The following is a 24,047-nucleotide window of genomic DNA, read 5'->3' as shown; positions in this document are numbered from 1 at the left end:
CAGCGATTTTATTGGAGAGGTTTTGCCCTGTTTTGGTGCAAAATTGAACTAAAACAGAGCATGTATCTTAGTGAGTGGTGCCCGCGGCTATCTGAAGATCGCTGTCATGGCGCAGAGCGGATGAAATCATCACTTTGAGTGCATCAATCACCATAGCAGCGCTCATACTCGGTGCACCGGTGTGGTGCAGAGCCTGTTCGGGTAAATAAGGAATATGAATAAATCCTCCCCGACATTCGAGCTGATGCTCATGAATATAATGTAGAAGTCCGTACATTACATGATTACATACATAGGTGCCTGCAGTGTTTGAAATACTGGCCGGGATCTGTGCTTGCCTTAAATCATTGAGCATGTGCTTTACTGGCAACGCGGCAAAATAAGCCGCCGGGCCACCTGCCAACACGGGGGTATCTATGGGTTGTGCCCCCGCATTATCAGCGATGCGGGCATCATTTACATTGATAGCCACACGTTCGATAGAAATATCGGCACGACCCCCTGCCTGGCCAACACATAGCACCAGCGACGGAGCATATTTATCGATGGCACGGTTGAGCTGTGTCAGAGCATGGTCAAACTCGCAGGGGAGTTCTTTGGTACGAATAGTGAACTCACCAATATGGCAGCCATCGAGCTGGTGTACCGCCTGCCATGAGGGGTTAACCGATTCTCCGCCGAAGGGTTCAAACCCGGTCAATAAAACGGTTTTGTGTGTTCCTTTAGTCATTGAAGATTACTCCATACATGAGCAAGATGTTGATAGCCAACAGGGACAGAGCCGTTGGGATCTGTACCTTAATGACCTGGTACTTGTCTTTTAGATCTAACAGCGCAGCAGGGACAATGTTGAAATTGGCTGCCATAGGTGTCATCAGCGTGCCGCAATAGCCAGAATACATACCGATTGCAACCAGCGGAGCCGCACTTGCGCCATGACCCTGAATTAAGAAAGGCACGGCAATACCGGCTGTCATTACTGGAAAGGCGGCAAATGCATTGCCCATGACCATAGTAAACAAGGCCATACCAACACAATAAATAACCACAAGCATGAAGCGGTTATCGGGTGAGACAAACAGTGTGACCAGATCCTGAATGGCTGTGCCTGTATTGGATACGATGAAAACACCACCCAGCATCGCAAGCATTTGCGGCAGGATTGCAGCCCAGCCAATGGAGTCAACCAGACGGCGTGATTCACCGAGTGCCTGAACCGGACTACCTCCTGTGAATTTCCAGCTGACTAGTAAAGCGATTGTACAAGCCAGAGTCAGTGCCGCGAGAGTGACATGGCTCTGATCGAAGACAAACAGATCCCCAATCTGGATATCCTTGAGCACAATGGTACAAATGACCGTGACAATGGGAATAAGAACCGCCGGAATAAACAATTTATTGCCGATCCTCGTGGCACTGGCTGTTTGCTCTTCCTCACTGGGTATATCGTAGTGGCCCATCGAAACTTTGCCCATGCCCGCCAGCACGGCGATGAGTATGACAAATACACCAACCCAGCGATAGGTGAGACTTTCTCCAAGGTAAGTGAGAGATAAGTCACCAAATAAGAAAACGCTGCCAAACAAGCCCCAGAATAGTGCCGTGGTCAGTCGTTTGGGGTGGTGTTTATCTTGCAGTGTTTTGATGACCAGAAACAGCACGACAAAGCCGATAAGTAAATAGATATTTTCAATTGACAGTAAAGCAGGCTGCGTGTCAGCAGTGGATCTCATCGCACTCATGCAAGCTCCTCCCGGGTTACCGGGCTCTGTGCATCTGATTGACTTTGCTCAGCATGCAAGGCAACTTGTGCGCGTATTTTGGCTTCAAGTCGTGCCAGACGAAACAGATGAACAATTAATGCGGCGATGGCGGTCGGAATTGCCCACAGACCAATATGCAGCGGTTCAATACCCGTTATGCCATTTTCTCTCAAAAAAGCATCCATCAATAATACGGCACCAAAGGCAATGAATATATCTTCCCCAAAAAAGACGGCAATATTGTCACATGCTGCCGCATGCGCACTGATCAGGTCCCGAACGGGCTTGGGCAAATCACCATGCAGGTTGCTCGCTGCACCGAGCGCCATAGGGGCAAGCAAAGGGCGGACGGTCTGGGGCTGGCCTGCAAGATTGATTAAGCCGAGTGCGGCGCTACACTCACGTACGACAAAATAGACGCTCATGATCCTCGCTGTGGTTGCGCCTTTGATACTCGCTATCCAACTCTTGGCGTGTTGTTGTAAGCCATATCGTTCCAGAATCGCAATCACGGGGAGCAAGAGTAAAAAGCTTGCAAGCTGGCGTGAGTTTAGAAACTTCTCGCCGAAGGTTTCCAGCATGGTAAGAAAGTCTAAATCAACCGCCCAGCCCGTAACGATGCCGGCACAGGTTACAACCAGCAGGGGGTTGAATCGCAGGGCAAACCCGAGGATCACCACTAAAATCCCACTAAGGGGTAAAAAATTAAGTTCACTCACGAAAAACTCCTGTCGCGATGGGTCAGTGCTATGCGCAATTGATTGAGATGATTTTGTTGTTTTTGTGTCTCCCGGCGTGCCTGGGTTTGGGTAGTCAGACTAAAACTGACCTGAGCGCCTGCAGCAAGCTGGGCAAGGTGTCGCAGATCGGCGCTGATCACCTGAGCTATCATCGGGTAACCACCGGTGGTCTGACAGTCGTTCAGCAGAACAATGGGCGCTCCGTTTGGTGGCAGCTGAACAGTACCAGGCAGCACAGCCTGACTGTTTATCGTAACCTGGTGACTGACTGGGACAGAGGTATTGAGTCGCATGCCCATCCGATTACTGTCGGCTGAAACCTGCCATTGCTGGCTACACAACAGTTGCTCTGTTGAGTGGTTCAGGTGTTTGCAATGGGGACCGGGCAGCACGCGGATGTGGCTTTGGTAGGGCGGTTGTAATGCACCTATACTTTGCTTTTCTGAACTGGCTTTATAGCTTAGCTGGTCCGCTGCTGATAACGCTTTACCTTCTATTCCGCCAAACCCTGCCTGTAGATCTGTGGAATCAGAGCCCATGACAGGGTGGAGATTGAAGCCACCTTCTACACTGATATAGGCGCGCAGTGCGCTGGGGCTGGAAGCAAAACTGAGCACTTGCCCTGACTTAGCAAAGTAACGCCAGCCTGGTGTCAGTGCACAGTCGTCCAGGCGCGCATTGAGATCGCCGCCGGTCACGGCGAAGTTAGTTGGCTGATGAAAGCGCAACTGACTGAGACCGACCGTGATTTCAAGGACCGCAGTATCAGAAGGGTTGCCAAGTAAGGTATTGGCAATTTTCATCGCCATAGGGTCGAGTACGCCGCTTTGTGTTACTCCCAGGTGACGATAGCCAAATCGGCCAAGATCCTGAATGCACATCTGAACGCCAGGTTTGATGATTTCTAGCACAGTCCCTCCTTTTGAGGTACAAATTTGACGTTATCACCTGGCTGGAGCAAACAAGGCGATTGGGCTTGGGCATCGAATAATCGTGTTGAGCTGTGCCCCAGCAGTCGCCAGCCACCCGGAGAGCCACTGGGGTAGATTGCGCTGAGATCTTCTGCAATGGCAACCGAGCCTGCGGGTACCTGTGTTCTTGGTGAGTCCAGTCGGGCGACCTGAAGCTGCTGTGGTACCGTACCCAGATAGGCGAAGCCAGGCAAAAAGCCCAGAAACTTGACCTGATAAATCGGTGAACTGTGTAACTCAACAATGTCCCGTGGCGACAGGTCTAGTTGAGCGGCCAGTGGCAAGAGATCTGGACCGGCTTCTTTACCGTAAATAACCGGGAGAGTATGTGTGGTCGGCTGAAAGTCTGCTGCACTCAGCTCTTCCCAGAGCGTTAAGAGTCGTTCTTGCCATGTGCTGCAGTGAGCGGGGTTTTTTAAAACCAGCGTGATAGAGGTTTTACCAACCACGATGTCTCTGCCAACCCTCAGTTCTTGTAAGTGGCGATGCAATGCAAACAATCGGTTCTGTTGAGCATCATCGAGTTGGGTGCAATTAAGGTCGAGCACCACAGCTTGCTCACCAAGCAGATAAGTTTGTTCCTGATTCATGGTTTCTTATTTTCATTTTATTATTGTCACACCAGATTAACCCTGAGGTTTTGCCGGCGCGGCGGGGGCCCCGAGGCAAAGAATAGCAAGCTTATCATTGGCTGTCTTGTCCAATGTGTCCAACGCTGTCAGCGTGTGTCCACAGAGATGCAAAAAAAAGCCATGCAGTGGTCGCATGGCTCTCTTGGGTTGGGGTTCTGTTAATTGCTCAAGAGCCACTCGCTCAACAGGCGTACACCAAATCCGGTGCCTCCCGCAGAGACTTCGCCTTTACCAGTGGATGCCAGTGCGTTGCCAGCAATATCAATGTGGACCCAGCGTGTCTCACCAGCAAAATGTTGCAAGAAAGAGGCAGCTGTTGTAGCGCCTGGACCACCTGAGCCAATGTTAGCGATATCCGCAATGTCCGATTTCAACATATCTTTATAGCCTAGTGGAAGGCGCCAAAGTGGCTCATTGACGGCCTTGCCCGCCACTGTGAATTCAGAGATCAGATGCTCATCGTCAGAGAAAACAGCGGCATAGCGGTTGCCAACGGCACGGATCTTTGAGCCTGTTAATGTAGCCAGGTCTACCATGACTTCTGGTTTATAGTAGGTACGGGCATACCACATGGCATCACTCAGAACCAAGCGGCCTTCAGCATCGGTATTAAGGATCTCTACGCTCAGACCTTCGGCTGTGCGCAGTACATCACCCGGGGCTATTGAGTTTTCAGATACCATGTTGGCGGCCATACCCATCACAGCGACAACGTTCACATCGGCTTTTGCCAGGGCCATAGCCTTGACAGTGCCCAGTACTGCAGCAGCGCCGGCCATGTCCGACTTCATGCGTGCAATTGATTTACCGGTTTTGATACTGTAACCACCAGAATCAAACGTGATCCCTTTGCCTACCAACGCGATGGGTGTGTCGTTATTGCCTTTATAATGTGCAACAACCAGACGCGCACCTTCTTTACTGCCGCGACCAACGCCTTCCAGTGCATTCATGCCCAGAGACTTAAGCTGTTCAGGCTCAAGAATTTTCACTTCAACGCCATACTGTTCAAGTTGTTTTGCTGCATGAGCAAAGTCAACAGGAGTCATTTCGGTCGGCACTTCAGAAGTTAAGTCTCTTGCCAGGAACACGCCCTGTTCAATGTGGCTTAAAGTGGTGTATTCGGCTTGGGTTTTACGCTGATCATCCACATTCAGGCTATACGTCATGCTGTGTGTGTTCGGCTCTTTTTTATACAACTCAAACGTGTGGTCTCGTAAATTGGCACCGTGCGCATATTGCGCCGCAAGCTCGTGGTTACTTAGCTGACCATTGAGACCTTGAATTGCGACACTGACGGTGTCTACTTCTTTTTTCTCAAGTTTCGCGTGCAGATTACCACCGAGTTTTGCCATTTTGGCGCTGTCTAACTCTTCAAGCTCGCCCAGACCAACGACAAGGATACGCTGATGCTTAGAATCAACTGGCGCTAGTAGTTCGACGACTTTGCCATAGTCACCAGAAAATTTGTCTGCTTCAAGCGCCTTGGTAAGCTGTTTGCGGGTATCTCTGTCGAGGAATTTAAATGCATTGCTTTGCTCGTTATCCTGGAATACGACCAGAGCATTCGTCTTTTCATTCAGTTTACTGGTGAATTGGATATCAGCGGCAAGCGCTGACGCAGATCCGAAAAGAGCAACACTGAGTGCGCACAGACGAGTAGATAATGACATTGATTAAACCCTCAATAACTAATTTGGGATTCGTTTTACCTTAAACCAAGCGATTAATTAATTAAATGTCGTTGAACGACACAGAATCCTAGTTAAAGCGTCGACAAACAGGTTTTTTGTGCGAAAGTGAAAGTGTCACTGGGCTTGTGCGGTCTCACTAGGCATCTGAAATCATTTTTAAGGAAACCGGCGTGAATAAACGACTCATTCTGGGTTTGGCGTTGTTGGGGGGAATGGGTGTAACCCAAGCCAATGATATCCCTGTTAGCAGTATGCCAGACAAAGCCAGTTCACATATTAAAACCCTGGTGTTGGGCTCCGGGTGTTTTTGGGGGGCAGAGAAACGCTATGAGGCCTTACCAGGTGTGATTGATGCCGAATCCGGCTATGCTGATGGTCGCGGCTTTGATGCGAGCTACAAAGCGATAACTGCACCAAGTCGACGGTTTGATCCCAATAATTACGCAGAGGTAGTGCGCGTTACCTACAACGCCAGTCGGCTGTCCACAGACTCATTGCTAAAAGTGTATTTTGAAAGTCATGACCCGACACAGAAAAACCGCCAGGGCAACGACGTGGGTACTCAGTATCGTTCAACTATCTTGTATACACAAGAGGAGCAGAAAACCAAAGCAGAGGCGTTACGGGAGCAATATCAATTATTACTGAGTAAAGCTGGCTATGGCCCGATCCAAACGGCAATTAAGCCTTTAGTGGCGTTCGTCAGGGCGGAAGAGTACCACCAAAACTATCTGGTGAAAAACCCCAATGGTTATTGCCCTGATCACAGTACAGGTGTGACCTTTAAACAAACGGTTGAAGAAAACGTCGACAATAAGCCATTAATGGTTGGCAAACATATTGTTGTTATTGATGCGCCATATTGCCCTTACTGTGAAAAGTTCAAACAACAAGTCGTGAATGATTATCAGGGCACGATTGCACTGCATTATCGTCGTGCAAACCAGTTGCAGGGGTTGAGTATCATGTCCGCAACCTGGGCGACACCGACGATCTTGTTTTTAGAAGCAGGTAAAGAAGTCGCAGGCTTTCAGGGCTATATGGATCGTGACGAATTTTACCGTGCACTGGGCGTTTTCAAGCTGGGTGACAGTGAGGCGTTCAAGACGGCGTTTGAACAGGGCACAGATCGCCCGTTTTGTAAGCAGTATGATTTGTTTAAGCAAACTGGTGATGGTGTATTCATTGATAAGTTAAGCGGGCAAGCTTTATTCGATACCAAAGACAGGTTTAACTCAGGAACCGGCTGGCTCTCCTTTAAGCACCCGGTGGCAGGCAGCGTCACGTATCATGAAGATAACAGTCACGGTATGCAGCGTGTAGAGATCCGGTCCAGCTCTTCTGGGATCCATTTAGGCCACGTCTTTGCCAATGAAGGCCCGGGGGGAAGCGATCGCTACTGCATTAATGCGACCGTACTGGAGTTCAAATCCAGGCAGGACTACCAGGTAAGTCAGTAGAAATCCCGCATTTACATTAAATGGTTGCTAAAGGATTAGCATCCAAATGCCATGGTATAAGGGCAGTTGCCAATAGAATCTTCCCAGCACTCTCGGTTTTCTGTTGGTGCACAATTATTGAAATAGCTCTTGGGTGCACCACCGGCAACTTGCGGTGTCGCTTGTAGTGCCAGGGTAGCTTTGTCTGCACTGAGTGTTTTGATGTTCTTTTTGTTTAGATTAAGTTTCATGTCGTTATTCCTTTGTTGAGTTTGCTTTGTTCGAATTGTGAACAAATACACCTTAAAACATTTAAAGTTTTGTTGCAAAAATATTTCTCAGTTGTTTTTTAAGATGAATCTTCATAAGTCACAGAGTGAATTTGTAGACTGACGAGAATGAAAGATTGCACCTATACTGATAGATATTCACCCTTTGACAGGTGTTCATTATGGTGTGTCGTGTCCTTTGTATTTGGACTTTGTTGTTGTCAATGCCATTGCGTGCCATGCAGCCCATTCAAATTCTCTACAATGATTGGACGAGCCAGCAAGTTTTGTCTCATATTGTGGCCAATATTTTTACTGAGCTTGGTTATCAAACTGAATTTATCGAGGCCAAAACAGATGGTCAGTGGTTTTTACTGAAAGCCGGGATGGCAGACGTGCAAGTGGAAGTCTGGGAAGGCACCATGGCAGACAAATATGCACAGCTTATGCGTAGTCAGGTGATTGTTGACCTTGGAGATTACGCTTTGAAAACCCGCGAAGATTGGTGGTACCCGTTGTATGTTAAGCAACACTGTCCGGGTTTGCCACACTGGGAGGCGCTGATCCAGTGTGCAGACGTCTTTTCCAGGCCAGGCTCTCAGGGGAAGGGGGTATATATTGCGGGCCCCTGGGAAAAGCCTGATCGCGCCAGGATCCGCGCGTTACAGCTGCCCTTTGTTGTAGAGCAGGTTGAAAGTGGAGAGGCACTGTGGAAAAAGCTGGCCATCGCTCACAAAATCAAGCAACCGATACTGATGTTTAACTGGACACCCAACTGGGTGGGAGCCGTTTATCCCGGTGAATTTGTTGAGTTTCCAGATTTTGACCCTCGGTGTGAAACTGAACCTAGCTGGGGAGTCAATCCCAGGTTCTTGTTTGATTGCGGAAACCCTAAATCCGGGTGGCTAAAAAAGATAGTCAGTACCGTGTTTTCTGAGCAGCACCCATGTCTGGCACAGGGCTTGCGGCAGTTCGACATGGATAGCGCCATGCTTGAGCAACTGGCAGCCATGGTTAATCTGGAGAATTTTACGCCTGCACTGGTTGCAAAACACTGGCTTGAAACCAATCAGGTTCAGTGGCGTAAGTGGTTTGCCAAGTGTTTTAAATAGCTCAGTTTAACTTATAAAAAACAACATAATTTCAGATCTTGAGCTAAGCTACTAGTACTTGTCTATTTTACAAGTCAGGATGACGCTGGAGGTGCCGTGAGCATCAAATTAAAGCTTATTGTTAGCGTCTCAACTCTCATATCGGTTGCGCTTATTATTTTGTCCTTTAGTGTGGGCATAGTGACTCAAAAAGATGTAGCCAGCACCCTGACTATGCAGGTCCAGCACCGCCTGGTGGGTCTCAGGGACGCAAAGAAAGAGCAGTTAACGGCGTATTTTGACTTCATCAATGGCCAGTTACTGACGCTGGCAACAAGTGAAGCTACCCGTAACGCGGCACTTCAATTTACCGATACTTTCAAACAAGTGGGCGCACAGCCCGACGAAGCCGCATTGAGCCGCTATTATCGTGATGAGTTTGGACAGGTATTTACGCAAAGAAATGGTAAACCGACAGATACACGGCGCCTGTTGGATACCCTTGATGCACCAGCCAGATTCTGGCAAAACAAGTACATAGTGCAAAATACGCACCCATTAGGGAGTAAAAATGCCCTGAATAGTTTGCAAGATGGTAGCCAGTATGATTCTGTTCACCGTCTGCATCACCCCTTTTTTAATGGCTTCTTGGAGCAGTTTGGTTATTACGATATTTTTATTGTCGATGCACACAGCGGTCATGTGGTGTATTCCGTATTCAAGGAATTGGACTATGCGACATCACTGCTGCGTGGTCCCTATGCGCAAAGTGGGCTTGGTGACGTTTTCAGAGCAGCCAGAACACTCTCCCCGGGAGAGATAGCCTTTGTTGATTTTGCCCCGTATCTACCTTCCTACAATGCAGCTGCGTCATTTGTTGCGACGCCGATTGTCAAAGAAGGAAATATTCTTGCTGTATTGGTGTTTCAAATGCCGATCGACAGACTCAATGACATCCTGACTTACCAGCAGAACTGGCAAGCACGAGGGCTGGGAGAATCGGGCGAAACCTACCTGGTGGGCAGTGACTTTAAAATGCGTAGCATGAGCCGCTTTTTACTGGAAGATAAAGCAGGCTATCTGCAGGTACTGGCAAAGGCTGATGTAGAGCCACAAGTGATTGCCGCAATAGACAGGTTTGATACATCGGTCGGGTTGCAAAGTGTCCGCACTCAGGCTGTCGAAGCAGCACTGTCGGGTCGATCCGGATTCGCCATCATTGAAGATTATCGCAATGTTGCCGTGGCATCTGCGTATACTTCCGTCGAGATAAACGGCAAGACCTGGGCGCTACTGAGCGAGCTCGACCAGTCTGAGGCCTTTGCTGATGTAGAAGAAATAACCAATCAGATAACAACGATGGCGATTATCATAACCGTCATACTGATAGTCATTGCGCTGTTTTGTGCATGGGTGCTGGGCAATATTATCGCTACGCCCATTCAAAAGATGAGCCGGTTTATCAATCAGGTTGCGACTTCACTGGACTTAACTTTGCGGTTTAATGAGTCTAATAGTCAGGATGAAATGGGGCAGGTAGAGCGCGCTTTGAACTCTATGTTTGAAACTTTTGCCGATACTTTAAATCAGGTTAATTCCAGTGCCGAAAAGCTTTCCGGTCAAATGGCACAGTTACAAGCTAACTTTACAGAGCTCACGAATAAGAGCGACACACAGACGGATTTAACCGTGCACATTGCTGCGGCAATGGAGCAAATGGCTGCAACCTCGGAGGACGTAGCCAAGAATGCGCAATACACCAGCGAAGCCAGTCATGATGCGGTGAGCGCGTCAGAGCAGGGTAAGAGTAATGTGGCCAAGAATATGCAGTCATCCCGAAGTCTGGAGCAGGCGATGGACCTGACTATGCAGCAAATGACGGCTTTGCAGGAGCAGTCCAATAACATCAGCCAGGTATTGGAGGTGATCCAGACAATTGCAGAGCAAACGAATCTACTGGCATTGAATGCTGCGATTGAGGCAGCCCGAGCGGGTGAGCAGGGCAGAGGGTTTTCTGTTGTGGCCGATGAAGTGAGATCTTTGGCGCAGCGGACTCAGCAATCGACAGAAGAAATCAATCGAATGATACAAGGTCTTCAAAGTGGTTCGGCAAATGCGATGTCTGCGATACGCGAAGCACATGCGTTAACAGAAAACAACTTATCATCGACGGACTGCACGCGGGACTCGTTGCAGCAAATTAACGACCAAATTTGCAAAATTGAAGCGTTCAATGAGCAAATGGCGACAGCAGCCACTGAACAAAGTGCCGTGGCCAAAGACGTTACTCAGCAAATATCAGATATCACAACCCTGGCGCAGGCAAACTGTGCCATTATCACAGAAGTCAATGCAATGGCCTCTGCTGCGGATGAGGATGCACTATTGCTCAAGCAGCAGATCAGTAAATTTCATCTGTAACACAGGCGTTCAGGCGGATTTTCTAACAATCAGCTTAGGTGGCAACAGGGTGTCTGTCACCGCTTCCCCTTTGATCAAGTTAAGCAGGTTGTTGACCAGCATTTGGCCCGCCAGTGTGGTATTTTGCTGTACTGTGGTCAAGGCCGGCGAAATAAAACTGGCAGCTGCGATATTGTCGAAGCCAATAACGGCGACATCACCCGGCACGTTTTTACCGGCTTCTTTGAGCGCTTTGAGCGCACCAATGGCGATGAGATCGCTGGCTGCAAATAACGCATCAAACTGAATATTATTGGCCAACAAAGAACGGGTGGCATGATAGCCAGACTCTTCCGTTGAAATGGCATTGGCGATTTGGCGCTCGGGTAATGCTAAGCCTTGTGCTGTCAGGGTATCACGAAAGCCCTTAAAGCGCGCGAAAAACTCCGGGCTGTGATCGGATGCGTCGCCGATAAAGACATACTGGGAGCGATTTTGCTGTAGCAGATGCTCTGCCGCCAGCTTACCACCACCATAGTTATCACAACTTACCGTTAAATCTTCTCGTCCGTCAACCGTTGCGCCCCAGCAAACAAACTTAGTGTCCTGTGAAAGGAGCTGCTGAAGACGAGACTGATAGTCCATATAATCACCATAACCAAGTAGAATAATGCCATCGGCTCTGTGGCTGTCTTCATAATCTGCTCGCCAGTCCTGGCTGGTGGACTGAAAGGAAACCAGCAGATCATAGCCTTGTTTTGCACAGGCGCGGGTGATGCTTCCGAGCATGTTAAGAAAGAAAGGATTGATCTGCGATTCGTCCCCGGTTGGGTCTTCAAATAACAACAGTGCCAGAGTACTACTTTGCTGGGTACGCAGGTTACTGGCATTTTTATCGACTTTATAATTCAGCTGCTTTGCCACTTCCCAGACGCGACGTCGGGTCTCTTCATTAACCAGCGGACTGTTTCTCAGTGCGCGTGACACAGTAGACTGGGAGACACCCGCAAAGTGGGCTATATCAAAAGAGGTGGCCTTGCCTTTTGGTTTCATAGTTTATTTGTTCTAAGTGATAACCTGATTATTGTCAGCGAATGAATAAAATTTGCAAGCGTAATATCCATGTTGCTGCCCTGGTAACATACTTGACCGACCTAATTACCAAAATATTGCGGGTCTCATAAATAGGTGCTGTGAAAATGCGCAGTTAGTAAATGCCGTGTCGATAGAGCGAAAATTTTTATTGCCTCCATCTGACACCGGTGTCATAATGTCACTGTTTTATCATTTTGTTGTCAAAACGTATTGGCTGTCCCTCCGGGGACAGCATTTTTTCAGCTGAACGTGCAAAGTTATACAGCTGAAGCTTGGCACCATCACCCGAGCCAGTTACCTTGGAAGTTGTGCATTCAGTGCACCCGGATAAAAGAGAAAAACAACATGAGCCAGACAACACCTCATAGCTCGAATAACAAAGGCCACGTGTTTGAGCCTATTGTCGTCGCGGATATCGGCGGAACCAACGCCCGTTTTGCCGTAATAACCCAATATGATTCGAGTACTAATCAGTTTGTAATAAGTCACCAGTCAACGTATCCCAGCGCCGAATTTCCCTCTTTTGAAACTGCCATCAGCCGCTACCTGAATGAACTTCCCATAGCCAAGCCGTTGCGTGCATGTCTGGCTGTGGCAGGGCCGGTGAAGGCACAGCAGGTTTATCTGACTAATTTAGGATGGCAATTTAACAGCCAGGATATTAAACAGCAATTTGGTTTTAGCGAATTAGCGGTCATCAATGACTTTGCTGCTTTTGCGTACGCTGCGCCTTACCTGGACCCAGAACAAAATATCGAAATAAAATCGGGTCAGGCTCAAGCTGGTGCTAATATCGCGGTGATGGGACCTGGCACCGGGTTTGGTGCTGCGTGTCTGGCCAGAGACATTAACGGCAGTGCCGTAATGAGTTGCGAGGCTGGTCATATCAGCTTAGCTGCGGTCACTGAACTGGATCAGCAGTTATTGGTTGCCCTGAAACAGGAAATTGCACATGTTTCAGTTGAAGAAGTTTTTTCCGGTCGTGGTTTAGCACATTTGTACCAGGCTATGGCAAAAGTAAAAGGACACACGGCTGAGAGACTGAGCGCGGCGCAGATCAGTGAGCGTGCAGCGGAATGTGAAATCTGTGATGCTACGCTGAATCACTTCTGTGATTGGATTGGCAGTGTTGCCGGTGATCTGTCTTTAACATTTGGTGCACTGGGTGGTGTGTTCATTGGTGGCGGAATTCTGCCTCGGATGGCGCAGCGCTTAAAATCAAGCCAGTTTGCTGAACGGTTTGTCACCAAAGGCCCGATGAGCCAATATGCGGGTCAGATCCCAGTCACTTTAGTAGTACAGGAAAATATCCCTTTGATTGGCGCTGCTGCGTGCTTACATGAGCGTGCCAGTACCAGATAGTCAGGACAAGTGTAATGAAAAAAGTGACCATTAACAGTGTCGCGCAGTATGCGGGTGTGTCGAAAAAGACAGTGTCCCGGGTATTGAATAATGAACCTAATGTCAGCCCTGCAACACGCGAGAAAGTACTCAAAGTTTTTAAGGAGCTGGATTACCGCCCAAATCCTATTGCGCGCGGATTAGCGCGCAACAAGAGTTTCATTATTGGCTGCCTGTATGACAATCCGAGTAAAAGCTATATAACCCGTGTACAAAGTGGTGCGTTAGAAGCCTGTCATAAACATAATTACAACTTACTGATCCACCCTTGTGAGCTTCGCGGCGAGGCATTGATTGATAATATTGATCAGTTGCTGACAACGTCTCGATTGGATGGTCTCGTATTGACACCCCCGTTTTCTGATTCACGTGAGCTAATCGATTTTCTTAAGCAAAAAAATATCAACTACGCATTGGTGGCCTCAGCTATTCAGGATGATGAGTCTATTTCTATCTGTAGTAATGATGAGCAGGGGGCCTTTGAGCTGACTGAACACCTTATTGCACTGGGTCATACAGATATTGCCTTTATCAAAGGTCACCCGGACCACAGTGCCACAGAAAATCGCTATAACGGATATAAACGAGCGCTTGAGCAACACCAGATCCCGCTTCAGGAACGTCTGGTTGCTGAGGGTAACTTTAGTTACCACTCAGGTGCAGACAGCGCTAAAGCCATTTTGGATATGACACCACGTCCGTCGGCCGTATTCGCGTCTAACGACTACATGGCTGCCGCGGTACTCAAGCTGGCAACTCAACGGCAATTGCGCGTCCCGGAAGATTTGTCTATCGCTGGGTTTGATAATGCGCCGATTGCGCGGCACATTTGGCCCGGTTTGACGACCATTGCACAGCCTGTTGAAGAGATGACGAGATTGGCTGTAGAGCAACTGATCATGCAAATCTCGGAACCCCAGGAGCAGGTATATCAGCGCGTTCTGGAAGCTAGGCTGATCACACGCGAGTCAACTGCCAAAAACCACTAAATCCCATTTTTATACTTGCCCAAAGCCCGGCCAATCTTGGTCGGGCTTTTTTGTTTCTGGCTTGTTCATTATTTGGTCATTGATGAATTTTAGACTAAATTTAAAGTAAGGGTTGACACCGGTGTCACAAACGTGAGTAAATATAGTGACACCGGTGTCAGGTTGGGGTGAGAGACAACCTGACAGCGTACCTTTGAACGGGTAAATCAAAGCTGCTCAGTACGGGGAGAGCTGTACTGAGCCTTTTCCTCTAACAATAGAGAGTTGAATTATGTTGCATCCTCGAATTCATGAAGTCACTCAACGCGTTATCACCCGCAGTCAGCAATCTCGTCAGGCCTACCTTGAGCGCATAGAACAAGCAAAAAAACAAACTCGCGTCAGAGCCGGACTGGGCTGTGGTAACCTGGCACACGTGATGGCGGCCTGTTCGAGCAGTGACAAAGCAAGATTAAAAGCGGATGAGCAGCCAAACCTGGCTATTATCAATGCTTACAACGACATGTTGTCTGCGCATGTGCCTTACAAAGAGTATCCTGACCAGATCAAGGCGATCGCTGAAAAATACGATGCCACTGCACAGGTTGCCGGTGGCGTACCCGCGATGTGTGATGGCGTAACGCAAGGGCGTGATGGTATGGAGCTGTCCTTGTTTTCTCGCGATGTTATTGCAATGTCGACGGCGGTTGCCCTATCACATGATGTGTTTGACGGTGTGTTTTGTTTGGGCGTGTGTGACAAGATCGTCCCCGGATTACTGATTGGCGCGCTGTCATTTGGTCATCTGCCAATTTATTTCCTGCCAGCGGGCCCTATGCAATCGGGCATTCCGAATAAAGAGAAGGCTCGTGTCAGACAAAAATTTGCACAAGGTCTGGTCAGCCGCGAAGAACTGTTGGAAGCCGAAAGTGCTTCTTATCATAGCGCGGGCACTTGTACTTTCTATGGTACGGCAAACTCAAACCAAATGCTCATGGAAATCATGGGTCTTCACTTACCTGGCAGCTCATTCATCAACCCTTATACCGAGCTGCGTGATGGCCTGACTGCCAGCGCAGTAGAAACCATGTTAAAGCAGCTGCTTGGCGACGACAATGCGAATAGCCTGGCAGAGGTAGTGAGCGAAAAAACCGTGATTAACGGGTTGGTGGGCCTGCTGGCAACAGGGGGGTCTACAAACCACGCCATTCACTTGGTAGCCATGGCTAAAGCCGCTGGCGTTCAAATCACCTGGAAAGATATGGCTGACTTATCGGAAGTGGTGCCATTACTAACGCGTATTTATCCTAATGGTTCAGCCGATGTGAACCACTTCCAGGCTGCGGGTGGCATGGGCTTTTTGATGCGTGAATTACGTGATGCCGGTTACCTGCACAACGATGTTAAAACCATTGTGGGCGAAGGCCTTGATGCATATACAAAAGAGCCGGTTTTAGATGTTGACCCAAGTCTTATCATGACAGACAGCACAGGGCCTGCAAAAGTGAAATGGGTAGATTGCCCAGTTGATTCTCTGGACGAAGATGTGCTCAGACCTGTGTCTAATCCTTTCAACAAGCAAGGGGGCCTGCAGCTTTTAAGTGGCAACCTGGGCAAGTCTGTTATTAAAGTATCTGCAGTTGCTGAGCAGCATCAGGTGGTCTCGGCTCCTGCCAAAGTGTTCAGTTCACAAGCAGCACTACAAGAAGCGTACACCCGTGGCGAACTAAACCAGGACTTTATTGCCGTACTTAAAGAGCAAGGTCCCAAGGCCAAAGGGATGCCTGAGCTACATAAGCTGACGCCGGTAATGGCGAGCTTGCAGGATGAAGGCTTCAAAGTCGCCATTGTCACTGACGGCCGGATGTCAGGTGCATCGGGTAAAGTGCCTGCGGCTATCCACCTGGCGCCAGAAGCCGTTGAAGGTGGGCCGATTGCGAAAGTACGAGAGGGTGATTTGATCACGCTTGATGCACCTAAAGGTGAACTGGTTCTGCACGTTAGCGATGAAGAGCTTGCTCAGCGTGAGATTGAATTGACCGAGGTTGGTCCAACTTTTGGTACGGGTCGAGAGTTATTTAGCGGTTTCAGAAATATTGTCAGCAGTGCCGACTTAGGCGCAAGTGCATTCGGCATAGAAGAATAACAGCAACTGGGAATGAGGACATTATGAGCATTAAAGAGATTTTATCAGCGGCACCGGTAGTACCCGTTATCGTCATTGAAGACTTAGAAGATGCCGTGCCACTGGCACAGGCGTTATATCGCGGTGGTCTGCGTGCACTGGAAGTGACATTGCGTACACCGGTTGCTGCACAGGCGGTCAAAGCCATGAAAGAAGCGGTGCCAGAGGCCTATGTCGGGACCGGAACCGTCGTTGACAAAGCATCATTCGACGCGTCCGTTGAAGCAGGTGCTGATTTTATGGTCAGCCCGGGCGTAAGCTCTGAATTGCTGGCGCTGGCAAAAGGCTCAGATATTCCATTTTTACCTGGCGCAGCAACGCCAAGCGAAGCTATGGAGCTGGCCGCTCAGGGCTTTAAGTTTTTGAAGTTTTTCCCGGCAGAGGCTGCAGGTGGTACGGCCATGCTGAAATCAATCGGTGGTCCTTTACCTCAGGTGACGTTTTGCCCAACGGGTGGGATCAGCTTAGCGACAGCACCTGACTACCTGGCACTCAAAAATGTGATTTGTGTCGGTGGTACCTGGATGCTTGATAAAGCACTTATCGCAAACAAAGACTGGCAAGCCATTGAAGCGCTTGCTCGACAAGCAAGTGAAGTAAACTAATTTAGGGGAATAGGGTTATGATTAATATTGCAATTAATGGCTATGGCCGTATCGGTCGAAATGTACTGAGAGCGCTTTACGAAGCAGGTCAGAATGATCAGATCAAGATTGTCGCGATTAACGACTTGGCACCAGCACAGACTAACGCACACCTGACCCAGTTTGACTCGGTTCATGGGCGCTTTAATTTTCCGGTTGAGCTAAAAGACAACACCCTGGTTATAGGTGATGACGAAATCACCCTGACTCAGGAGCGCGATCCTGCACAATTACCTTGGCGCGACCTTAAGGTAGATATCGTACTTGAATGTACAGGTTTGTTTACTTCACGTGAAACCGCCGGTAAGCATATTGCAGCGGGTGCGAAGAAAGTGATCGTGTCGGCACCTGGCACTGATATGGATGCCACTGTTGTACATGGCGTAAACAGTGAAGTCTTGAATGCAGATAGCAACATCATTTCCAACGCATCATGCACGACCAACTGCCTGGCACCAGTAGCAAAAGCCCTTAATGACACCATAGGGATTGAACAGGGCAGTATGACTACTATCCATGCTTACACAAATGATCAAAACCTGTGTGATGTTTACCACAAAGACTTATACCGTGCGCGTAGTGCAACACAATCAATGATCCCGACAAAAACCGGTGCAGCGAAGGCTGTGGGTCTGGTATTACCAGAGCTGGCTGGCAAACTTGATGGTATGGCGGTGCGTGTACCGACGGTGAATGTTTCTTTGGTTGATCTTACTTTTATCGCAAAACGTGAGACATCTGCCGAGGAAGTAAACGAGATCTTAAAAGGCGCTGCCGACGGTGCGATGGCTGGTATTCTTGAGTACAACACATTGCCACTGGTATCCGTTGATTTTAACCATAACCCAGCGTCATCAGTATTTGATGCAACCCAGACTAAGGTCGATGGCAAACTGGTTAAAGTTATGGCCTGGTACGATAACGAATGGGGTTTCTCAAACCGTATGCTTGACCAGGTAAAAGCGTTAGGCCAATTCCTGTAAGCCGGATCAAACAGCATTTTTTCTTGCGTCATGTGAGCCCTGCTTAGTGCAGGGCTTTTTTATTTCTGTTGGATTTTCCCCCAAGGGAGTTCTTGTTACCTTTTTTAACGACAAAGTTGGCTCATTAGGCGCGTGGTGTTTGCACCAGAGGGCCAATTTTTATTACACTGCGCACAATTTAAATTAACGACAAAGAATTAACATGAAAGAAGGGTTCAAAGTTCCCCATACGCTCATCCTATTATTGTCTATGATGCTGGTAGCGTATCTCGCAACCTGGCTTGTTCCGCAAGGCTTCTTCGAGACAGTAACACTCGACAATGGTCGTCAGGCCGTAGTTCCTGGTACTTACGCGCTTGCTCAAGCGCAAACGCATCTAACTCCGATGGATTTTCTGGTCGCGATTCCGCGTGCGTTTGCAGCGGCACAAGATGTTATTTTCTTCGTCTTTATTGTCGGTGGTGTGTTATCAATCGCACGTGCAACGGGCACCATAGATGCGCTAATAGGCCGCTTACTGGAGCGATTTGGTCATAAGCCGAATATTCTAATTTTCATGGTGGTATTCTGCTTTGCGTTGGCATCAGGTGCCATAGGCACAGCCGGTGAGTATATTCCTTTTGTACTTATCCTGGTTGGACTATGTAAAGCGATGCGCCTTGATGCAATGACTGCAGTGGGCATGGTGGTTGCGGGTTACGGTATCGGTTACGGCGTGTCTGCCTTTAATCCTTTTACCGTAATGGTGGCTCAGAAGGTAGCAGACATTCCTGTGTACTCGGGCATTGAACTGCGGCTGGCAATATTCCTGCCGTTTGTATTGATTGGTTTTCATCATGTCTGGAGTTATGCCAAAAAAATACAGGCAAACCCTGAGTTATCCTTGACCAAAGGTTTACCATGTCCGTTAGCCGGTAGTGCTGAGGCAAATTACCCGACACTGAACAAACGTCACCAGATGATTTTGTTTGGTCTGGTTGCCGCGATTGTGACAGCAGTATGGGGTATTTCTCAAAAAGGCTGGTATCTGTATGAGCTGGGTGCCGTATTTATTTCTTGGGGGATTTTCACGACTTTAATTGGCCAGATAGGAGCCGATCGGGCGGCCAATGAGTTTATTGAAGGGGTGAAAGACTTAGCAAGCACCGCTATTTTAATTGGTGTGGCACGTGGTATTGCATTGATAATGGAAGATGGTCAGATCCTTCATACTTTGGTTTATGCCATGTCGTCACCATTATCACATCTGGGTGCTGAACTGGCAGCTGTAGGTATGTTTATAATGCAAACGCTGTTGAATCTGTTTATCCCTTCAGGCAGTGGTCAGGCTTATGTCACTATGCCACTGATGGCACCGGTCGGTGATATTATTGGTGTATACCGTCAGGTTGCAGTACTGGCATACCAGTTTGGTGATGGCTTCTCTAACATGATCATTCCGACCAATGCGGTTCTGATGGGGATCATTGGTATGGCAGGAGTACCTTATCATTTATGGTTCCGATTCTGTCTGCCACTGTTTGGTAAACTGATGCTGGCTGCATCCGTTGTACTGGTTTTGGCTGTTACCTTTGGTTACGGCGAAGACGTCCAGCCTAAAGTGGAAGAGACTGCACAAACACAAGCAAAGTAAGCCGGATAAGATACCTTGTATCTCACAGAGTGAGCCACGTGCTCACTCTGTGCGGCGCATCAATCAAACTGCAATACCCATGAAGCATATTGTCATTGTGAAATCAATCCGCATTAATATATAACCAATCGATGGGTGGATGACGATCAGCCTATGTAGTGTGCTGGTTTGCAGGTTAAAATAAAGGGCCACGATTTAATCGTAGCCCTTTTTTATAGTCTGATGATCAGTGAATTGATATCAGTCGAGTTTTAACTCGAAATTACCTGTGACCTCTTCATCTTCGAACGTGCTAAGCGGCAGGTCGAAGCTAAATTCAGCCTTGATATGTGTGTCTGTGTTGTCCCAATCTAGGCTGAGCATCCCTGAGTCGCTCTTGAGCTGGTATATTTCAGGGTATGCAGTCGCAGTAAGCTGTGCGAAGTTGCCTGTTGCAACACTGTCTAAACTAGCAAACGAATCGTTTGGCTTGCCGCCAAATGTGAAGGATAACTCAAACGGGCTACCTTCGTACTGACTAGTCAAACGCACGACTGTGACGTCGGCACTGGTTAATGTCTCACCATTACCGTCCTTTGTTTCCACATGAGATGTGGCGATAATACCGCAAAGCTGATTTGTTTCAGCAAGCTGTGGATAGTTCGCAAAATTAACTGCTAACTTGCCAAAGCTCTCTTGTGCGGTCTCACTGACGTGTTTGAATGTGCTGGTAGCAGCAACGTCGTCACCACACATTTTGGTGATGGTAAAGCTGTTTTCAGCTTGAGTCAGCACCATTGACTCAGTACCCTCTGAACAGTCAATATGAGCAAAAAAGTCACGCACTTTCACATCGTTACCATGTTGCTTACCGCACGCTTGAGCAGTAAACATATGTTCACTTTGATCGAAGCCAACAATATCGAGAGGGCGCGAGAATTTCACGGTAGTATGATTATAGCCGCCTTCCGTACGCGGTGCTTTAATATGCCGGTGAATGGTCTCCATCCAGGTACTGCCAGAGACAAGCACACTTAAATCAAGCTCCTCGACTACGCTACCCGTATCAGGTTGTGGTGTAATGGTGCTTGAGTCTGTATCAGCGACAGATACAGAGCTGTGCTGGTCCACAAAACCTATCACATTAGAGGTGTTTAGTTTTACAGAGATGCTGAGAGAGCTCTGTTGAGTCACTTCTGGCGCGGTAAATGTGATTGTATCAGTGCCTTGTCCTGTAAATGGCACGTCACCATCAACGCCACGAACTGTCCAGGTAAAATTGAGGTTGCTTGCATTTGTCCCAGAGGTATTCAGAGATAGCGTGACCTCCTGACCTTCTTTTACATTAATAAAATTGGGTAATTCGGTGTAGCTAATTTTATTGTCTTCGACAGAGGAACTACTTGGGTCTTGGCTGTCTGAACCACCGCCACATGCAGTGAGTAACAAGGCCATTGTTGCGCATAAGAACAGCTTCTTATTAGGTAAGAATCTCATGTCTGATATATTCCGTATCCATATGAAAGGCGCGGATCCTAATCTTTTCTTATTTGCACTTCAACTATCAAGGTGAACTATTGTAAACGACGAGGAGGGGTTACAGGAAAGGTGTAAAAGCGAGGGTAAGCAGACTGTCAGCGTGAAGCTAACAGTCTGTTAGGCAATAGCTAATTAGAATGTTGCGCGGTAGCGAACGCCGAATTCGCTGGCATCATTGCTCTTGATAACCAGGATGTAGTCACCAGTATTGAGACGTGCATCGTCATAGCGCTCATCAAAGATGTTGCGACCATATAGCGAGATGTCCCAGTTCGCATTGGCTGGCGCGTATGAAATATCAAAGTTTACCGTAGTACGGTCATCAATTTGTGTCATACGGCGCGGATCTGAGCTCGGCTCACCATACATGCTGTCACGGTATGAAATGTCAAAGCGCGTATTTACCGTTGCATTGTTGTCCAGTTCAAACTCATAAGACGGGCTGATTGAGGCAGTCCACTCTGGAGTAAGAGGTGCAACCGGCTTGATGCCATTTTGCTCTTCAACATCTACATCCATAAAGCCAAAGCTTGAATGCAGGGTGAAGTTGTCTGTTACATAGTAGGTGCTCTCAAACTCGATACCGCGAGAGGTCTGTTCAACAATCAGGTTGTTGGTGTCAAATCCTGCATCAGTTACTACGTTGACCTGATAAGGCAGGTCTTCATATTCAGTATTGAAAAACGCAACGCTCATGCTGAAGTCGTTAGTCAGCTGGCCTTTGAAACCAGTTTCATAGTTGATTGCGCTGATGTTTTCGCTCGCCATAAATGCGTTGTTTGCACGCACCGCGGCGGCTGCATTCGGGTTGTCAAAGCCGCCTTCACCGAAGAACTGACCGATCAGGAAATATGGACGGGCAGGGTATTGACCAGATTGGTAACCAGTTTGAATGGTACCGTACCAGTTAAGGCCATTCTCAAAGGTATAATTCGCTGCAACTTCCCATGAGATCTCATCCCAGTCTTTGCTAGAGGAGATGGTACCAACAGGGTCGAATACATTTGTTGATGCTTCTTTTTCGTCTTCAGTGTAGCGTACACCACCACTCAAGCGCAGATCATCGGTCAGGTCATAGCCCAGGTTGAAGAAAACCGCACGACTGGTGGTTTCTTGATCCAACTCTAGTTTAGTCGGGCCACCATCAAAGCTTGCTTCATCAGAGCTCTGGCGGTTGCTGCCTTCTTCGTTAAACCAGTATATGCCGGTTACAAAGTCTGCGCGACCCAGATAGCCCGTTAGCTGAAGTTCTACAGAAGTTTGATCGGCCTCACCACGCTCAGGGTAGTGGTCAAGGGCGACTGCGGTGCCGTCGTCATCCAGGCCGGCTTTATATTCAGAAGAGCGCTTACTGAAGATAAACTTAGTGCCAAAATCTGCGTTGATATCGTATTCTGCTGTGAGTGATACACCATTTGCTTTGTTTGATACCGTGGCCGTTTCAATGCTGCTCGTGGCATTGTCATATGGGTCAGCAGCTACCATGTGGTTACGCAAACCTGCTTTATAAAGACGTCCTTCTGGCATCTCATCGATCAGAACGGTAAACGGACGAGTACCACCTTCACCGTCGTTCGCATCTGCAGTCAGTACCAAACGTAAATCATCAGTTGGGGTGTATTTAACTGAGACTCGACCATGGAATTCCTGGTTCTCACCCACATCGTATTCAGCATTTGGCAGGTTAGTAAATTCACCCAGGCCACCGCGGCGGTTAAAGCCCATGTTGAAGTTAAACGCCAGTTCATCGGTTACGGCCTGGTTGGTAAACATGCTCGCTTTGAGACGACCACGTGTGCCAGTCTCAGCACTAACCTTAGTCACTGCTTCCTGATCTGGTTGCTTAGTGATGATGTTAATTGCGCCACCGATTGAGTTACGGCCATACAGAGTGCCCTGAGGACCACGCAGTACTTCAATACGCTCGATGTTGGCCAGGTTCCAGTTTTGGCCAACCTGGCGACCCAGGTAAACACCGTCAACATAAACGCTTACGCCAGGATCTGTAGTGATCAGGTGGTCTTGCAAGCCGATACCACGAATAAACGGGTTGGCAGAGGAGTTGTGACCTGCTGAGAAGCCGGTAATATTCAGGTTTGGAACAAATTTGCCCACATCAGTGATGTCTGAGATACCTTGTGCATCCAGATCATCCCCTGAGAATGCACTCATAGCGATCGGTACTTCATAGATAACCTGTGAACGCTTGGTCGCGGTTACCGTGATGGCTTCGATTTTTGATTTCTCAGCTTGGGCTTCTTCTGCCAATACTGGGGCAGATGACAGGCCGGCCATTGCCAGTGCCATGGCGGTTGCGATCGGAGTAAGATTGCGTGCTGTGGTGCTCATGTATGTTCCTCAAGTTAGAAACGGTTAATTTTAAATCTCGTGTGTGGTGGTTTCTGCGAGGGTAGTCGCCAACCGGGTTGAATGGCTATCGCTGAGCTGACTTTTGACATTTATAAAATTGACGCGCACAAAAAAGCAATCACCATATGGGGACTGCACGACTTTTATTAACAAGAATTTTAAGAATGAAAGGCCAGCAAAAGCTGCTATTCGGTTGGGCGTGCATTCTACAATGGAATGAAATAATTTTGCAATGAAAAATGGTTTAATTT

Annotated in this window: 19 protein-coding genes; 9 read left to right on the top strand and 10 right to left on the bottom strand. The window is 48.2% G+C overall.

Annotation, left to right across the window (positions count from 1 at the left end; all coding sequences use genetic code 11):
- Positions 1 to 67 precede the first annotated feature (67 nt).
- The 6 genes from pcp to ACXAH1_RS11460 form a co-directional block, all read right to left on the bottom strand.
- Positions 68 to 730 (bottom strand): pyroglutamyl-peptidase I, encoded by a 663-nt coding sequence (gene pcp, locus ACXAH1_RS11485; RefSeq protein WP_475196813.1) that lies wholly within the window; start codon positions 728 to 730, stop codon positions 68 to 70.
- On the bottom strand, positions 723 to 1,742 hold the full coding sequence (locus ACXAH1_RS11480) for a DUF979 domain-containing protein (RefSeq protein ID WP_475196812.1): 1,020 nt from the start codon (positions 1,740 to 1,742) through the stop codon (positions 723 to 725). The genes pcp and ACXAH1_RS11480 overlap by 8 nt, the downstream gene beginning before the upstream one ends.
- Positions 1,739 to 2,482, bottom strand: coding sequence for a DUF969 domain-containing protein (locus ACXAH1_RS11475; RefSeq protein ID WP_475196811.1), 744 nt, complete (start codon positions 2,480 to 2,482; stop codon positions 1,739 to 1,741). Before ACXAH1_RS11475 ends, ACXAH1_RS11480 begins: the two co-directional genes overlap by 4 nt.
- Positions 2,479 to 3,414, bottom strand: a complete 936-nt coding sequence (locus tag ACXAH1_RS11470) for a 5-oxoprolinase subunit C family protein (RefSeq protein ID WP_475196808.1) — start codon at positions 3,412 to 3,414, stop codon at positions 2,479 to 2,481. The genes ACXAH1_RS11475 and ACXAH1_RS11470 overlap by 4 nt, the downstream gene beginning before the upstream one ends.
- Entirely contained in the window at positions 3,408 to 4,064 is a 657-nt protein-coding gene (gene pxpB, locus ACXAH1_RS11465) for a 5-oxoprolinase subunit PxpB (protein WP_475196806.1), read from the bottom strand. Before pxpB ends, ACXAH1_RS11470 begins: the two co-directional genes overlap by 7 nt.
- A gap of 200 nt (positions 4,065 to 4,264) precedes the next feature.
- Positions 4,265 to 5,779, bottom strand: a complete 1,515-nt coding sequence (locus ACXAH1_RS11460; RefSeq protein ID WP_475196805.1) for a leucyl aminopeptidase — start codon at positions 5,777 to 5,779, stop codon at positions 4,265 to 4,267.
- Positions 5,780 to 5,970: 191 nt separating this feature from the next.
- Between ACXAH1_RS11460 and msrA the strand changes: the two genes are divergently transcribed.
- Positions 5,971 to 7,260, top strand: a complete 1,290-nt coding sequence (msrA, locus tag ACXAH1_RS11455; RefSeq protein ID WP_475196804.1) for a peptide-methionine (S)-S-oxide reductase MsrA — start codon at positions 5,971 to 5,973, stop codon at positions 7,258 to 7,260.
- Positions 7,261 to 7,295: 35 nt separating this feature from the next.
- Here msrA and ACXAH1_RS11450 read toward each other — a convergent pair whose 3' ends face one another.
- Positions 7,296 to 7,490 carry a hypothetical protein gene (locus ACXAH1_RS11450; RefSeq protein ID WP_138552065.1) on the bottom strand — a complete coding sequence of 65 codons (195 nt, stop codon included), beginning with the start codon at positions 7,488 to 7,490 and terminating at the stop codon, positions 7,296 to 7,298.
- Positions 7,491 to 7,690: 200 nt separating this feature from the next.
- Here ACXAH1_RS11450 and ACXAH1_RS11445 point away from each other — a divergent pair, with 200 nt between their 5' ends.
- Together ACXAH1_RS11445 and ACXAH1_RS11440 are read left to right on the top strand one after the other, a co-directional pair.
- A complete protein-coding gene (locus ACXAH1_RS11445; RefSeq protein ID WP_475196802.1) occupies positions 7,691 to 8,620 on the top strand; it encodes an ABC transporter substrate-binding protein in 930 nt (309 codons plus the stop codon).
- Positions 8,621 to 8,716: 96 nt separating this feature from the next.
- Entirely contained in the window at positions 8,717 to 11,020 is a 2,304-nt protein-coding gene (locus ACXAH1_RS11440) for a methyl-accepting chemotaxis protein (protein WP_475196801.1), read from the top strand.
- Between the two features lie 9 nt (positions 11,021 to 11,029).
- Here the strand turns inward: ACXAH1_RS11440 and ACXAH1_RS11435 are convergent, their stop codons facing one another.
- Positions 11,030 to 12,052: a LacI family DNA-binding transcriptional regulator gene (locus ACXAH1_RS11435; protein WP_475196799.1), complete on the bottom strand. Its 1,023-nt coding sequence runs from the start codon at positions 12,050 to 12,052 to the stop codon at positions 11,030 to 11,032.
- A gap of 387 nt (positions 12,053 to 12,439) precedes the next feature.
- On the opposite strand from ACXAH1_RS11435, the gene glk reads away from it, so the two are divergent.
- The 6 genes from glk (at position 12,440) to ACXAH1_RS11405 (ending at position 19,908) form a co-directional block, all read left to right on the top strand.
- The gene (glk, locus tag ACXAH1_RS11430) at positions 12,440 to 13,456 is read left to right on the top strand and encodes a glucokinase (RefSeq protein ID WP_253044464.1); all 1,017 of its coding nucleotides are present in this window, start codon (positions 12,440 to 12,442) and stop codon (positions 13,454 to 13,456) included.
- A gap of 14 nt (positions 13,457 to 13,470) precedes the next feature.
- On the top strand, positions 13,471 to 14,484 hold the full coding sequence (locus tag ACXAH1_RS11425) for a LacI family DNA-binding transcriptional regulator (RefSeq protein WP_475196797.1): 1,014 nt from the start codon (positions 13,471 to 13,473) through the stop codon (positions 14,482 to 14,484).
- 271 nt (positions 14,485 to 14,755) lie between these two features.
- Positions 14,756 to 16,609, top strand: a complete 1,854-nt coding sequence (edd, locus tag ACXAH1_RS11420) for a phosphogluconate dehydratase (protein WP_475196795.1) — start codon at positions 14,756 to 14,758, stop codon at positions 16,607 to 16,609.
- A gap of 23 nt (positions 16,610 to 16,632) precedes the next feature.
- Positions 16,633 to 17,253, top strand: coding sequence for a bifunctional 4-hydroxy-2-oxoglutarate aldolase/2-dehydro-3-deoxy-phosphogluconate aldolase (locus tag ACXAH1_RS11415; protein ID WP_475196793.1), 621 nt, complete (start codon positions 16,633 to 16,635; stop codon positions 17,251 to 17,253).
- 17 nt (positions 17,254 to 17,270) lie between these two features.
- Positions 17,271 to 18,275, top strand: coding sequence for a type I glyceraldehyde-3-phosphate dehydrogenase (gap, locus tag ACXAH1_RS11410; RefSeq protein ID WP_475196792.1), 1,005 nt, complete (start codon positions 17,271 to 17,273; stop codon positions 18,273 to 18,275).
- A gap of 202 nt (positions 18,276 to 18,477) precedes the next feature.
- Positions 18,478 to 19,908 carry a YfcC family protein gene (locus ACXAH1_RS11405; protein ID WP_253044469.1) on the top strand — a complete coding sequence of 477 codons (1,431 nt, stop codon included), beginning with the start codon at positions 18,478 to 18,480 and terminating at the stop codon, positions 19,906 to 19,908.
- A 240-nt stretch (positions 19,909 to 20,148) separates the two neighbouring features.
- Here the strand turns inward: ACXAH1_RS11405 and ACXAH1_RS11400 are convergent, their stop codons facing one another.
- Both ACXAH1_RS11400 and ACXAH1_RS11395 read right to left on the bottom strand, forming a co-directional pair.
- On the bottom strand, positions 20,149 to 21,384 hold the full coding sequence (locus ACXAH1_RS11400; protein WP_475196791.1) for a hypothetical protein: 1,236 nt from the start codon (positions 21,382 to 21,384) through the stop codon (positions 20,149 to 20,151).
- Between the two features lie 174 nt (positions 21,385 to 21,558).
- The gene (locus tag ACXAH1_RS11395; RefSeq protein ID WP_475196789.1) at positions 21,559 to 23,775 is read right to left on the bottom strand and encodes a TonB-dependent receptor; all 2,217 of its coding nucleotides are present in this window, start codon (positions 23,773 to 23,775) and stop codon (positions 21,559 to 21,561) included.
- Positions 23,776 to 24,047: the final 272 nt, after the last annotated feature.

Source organism: Pseudoalteromonas sp. AWH4_217 (assembly GCF_056161105.1).
The sequence above is the reverse complement of the archived record's forward strand: the minus strand, read 5'-3'. Positions and strand labels throughout refer to the sequence as shown.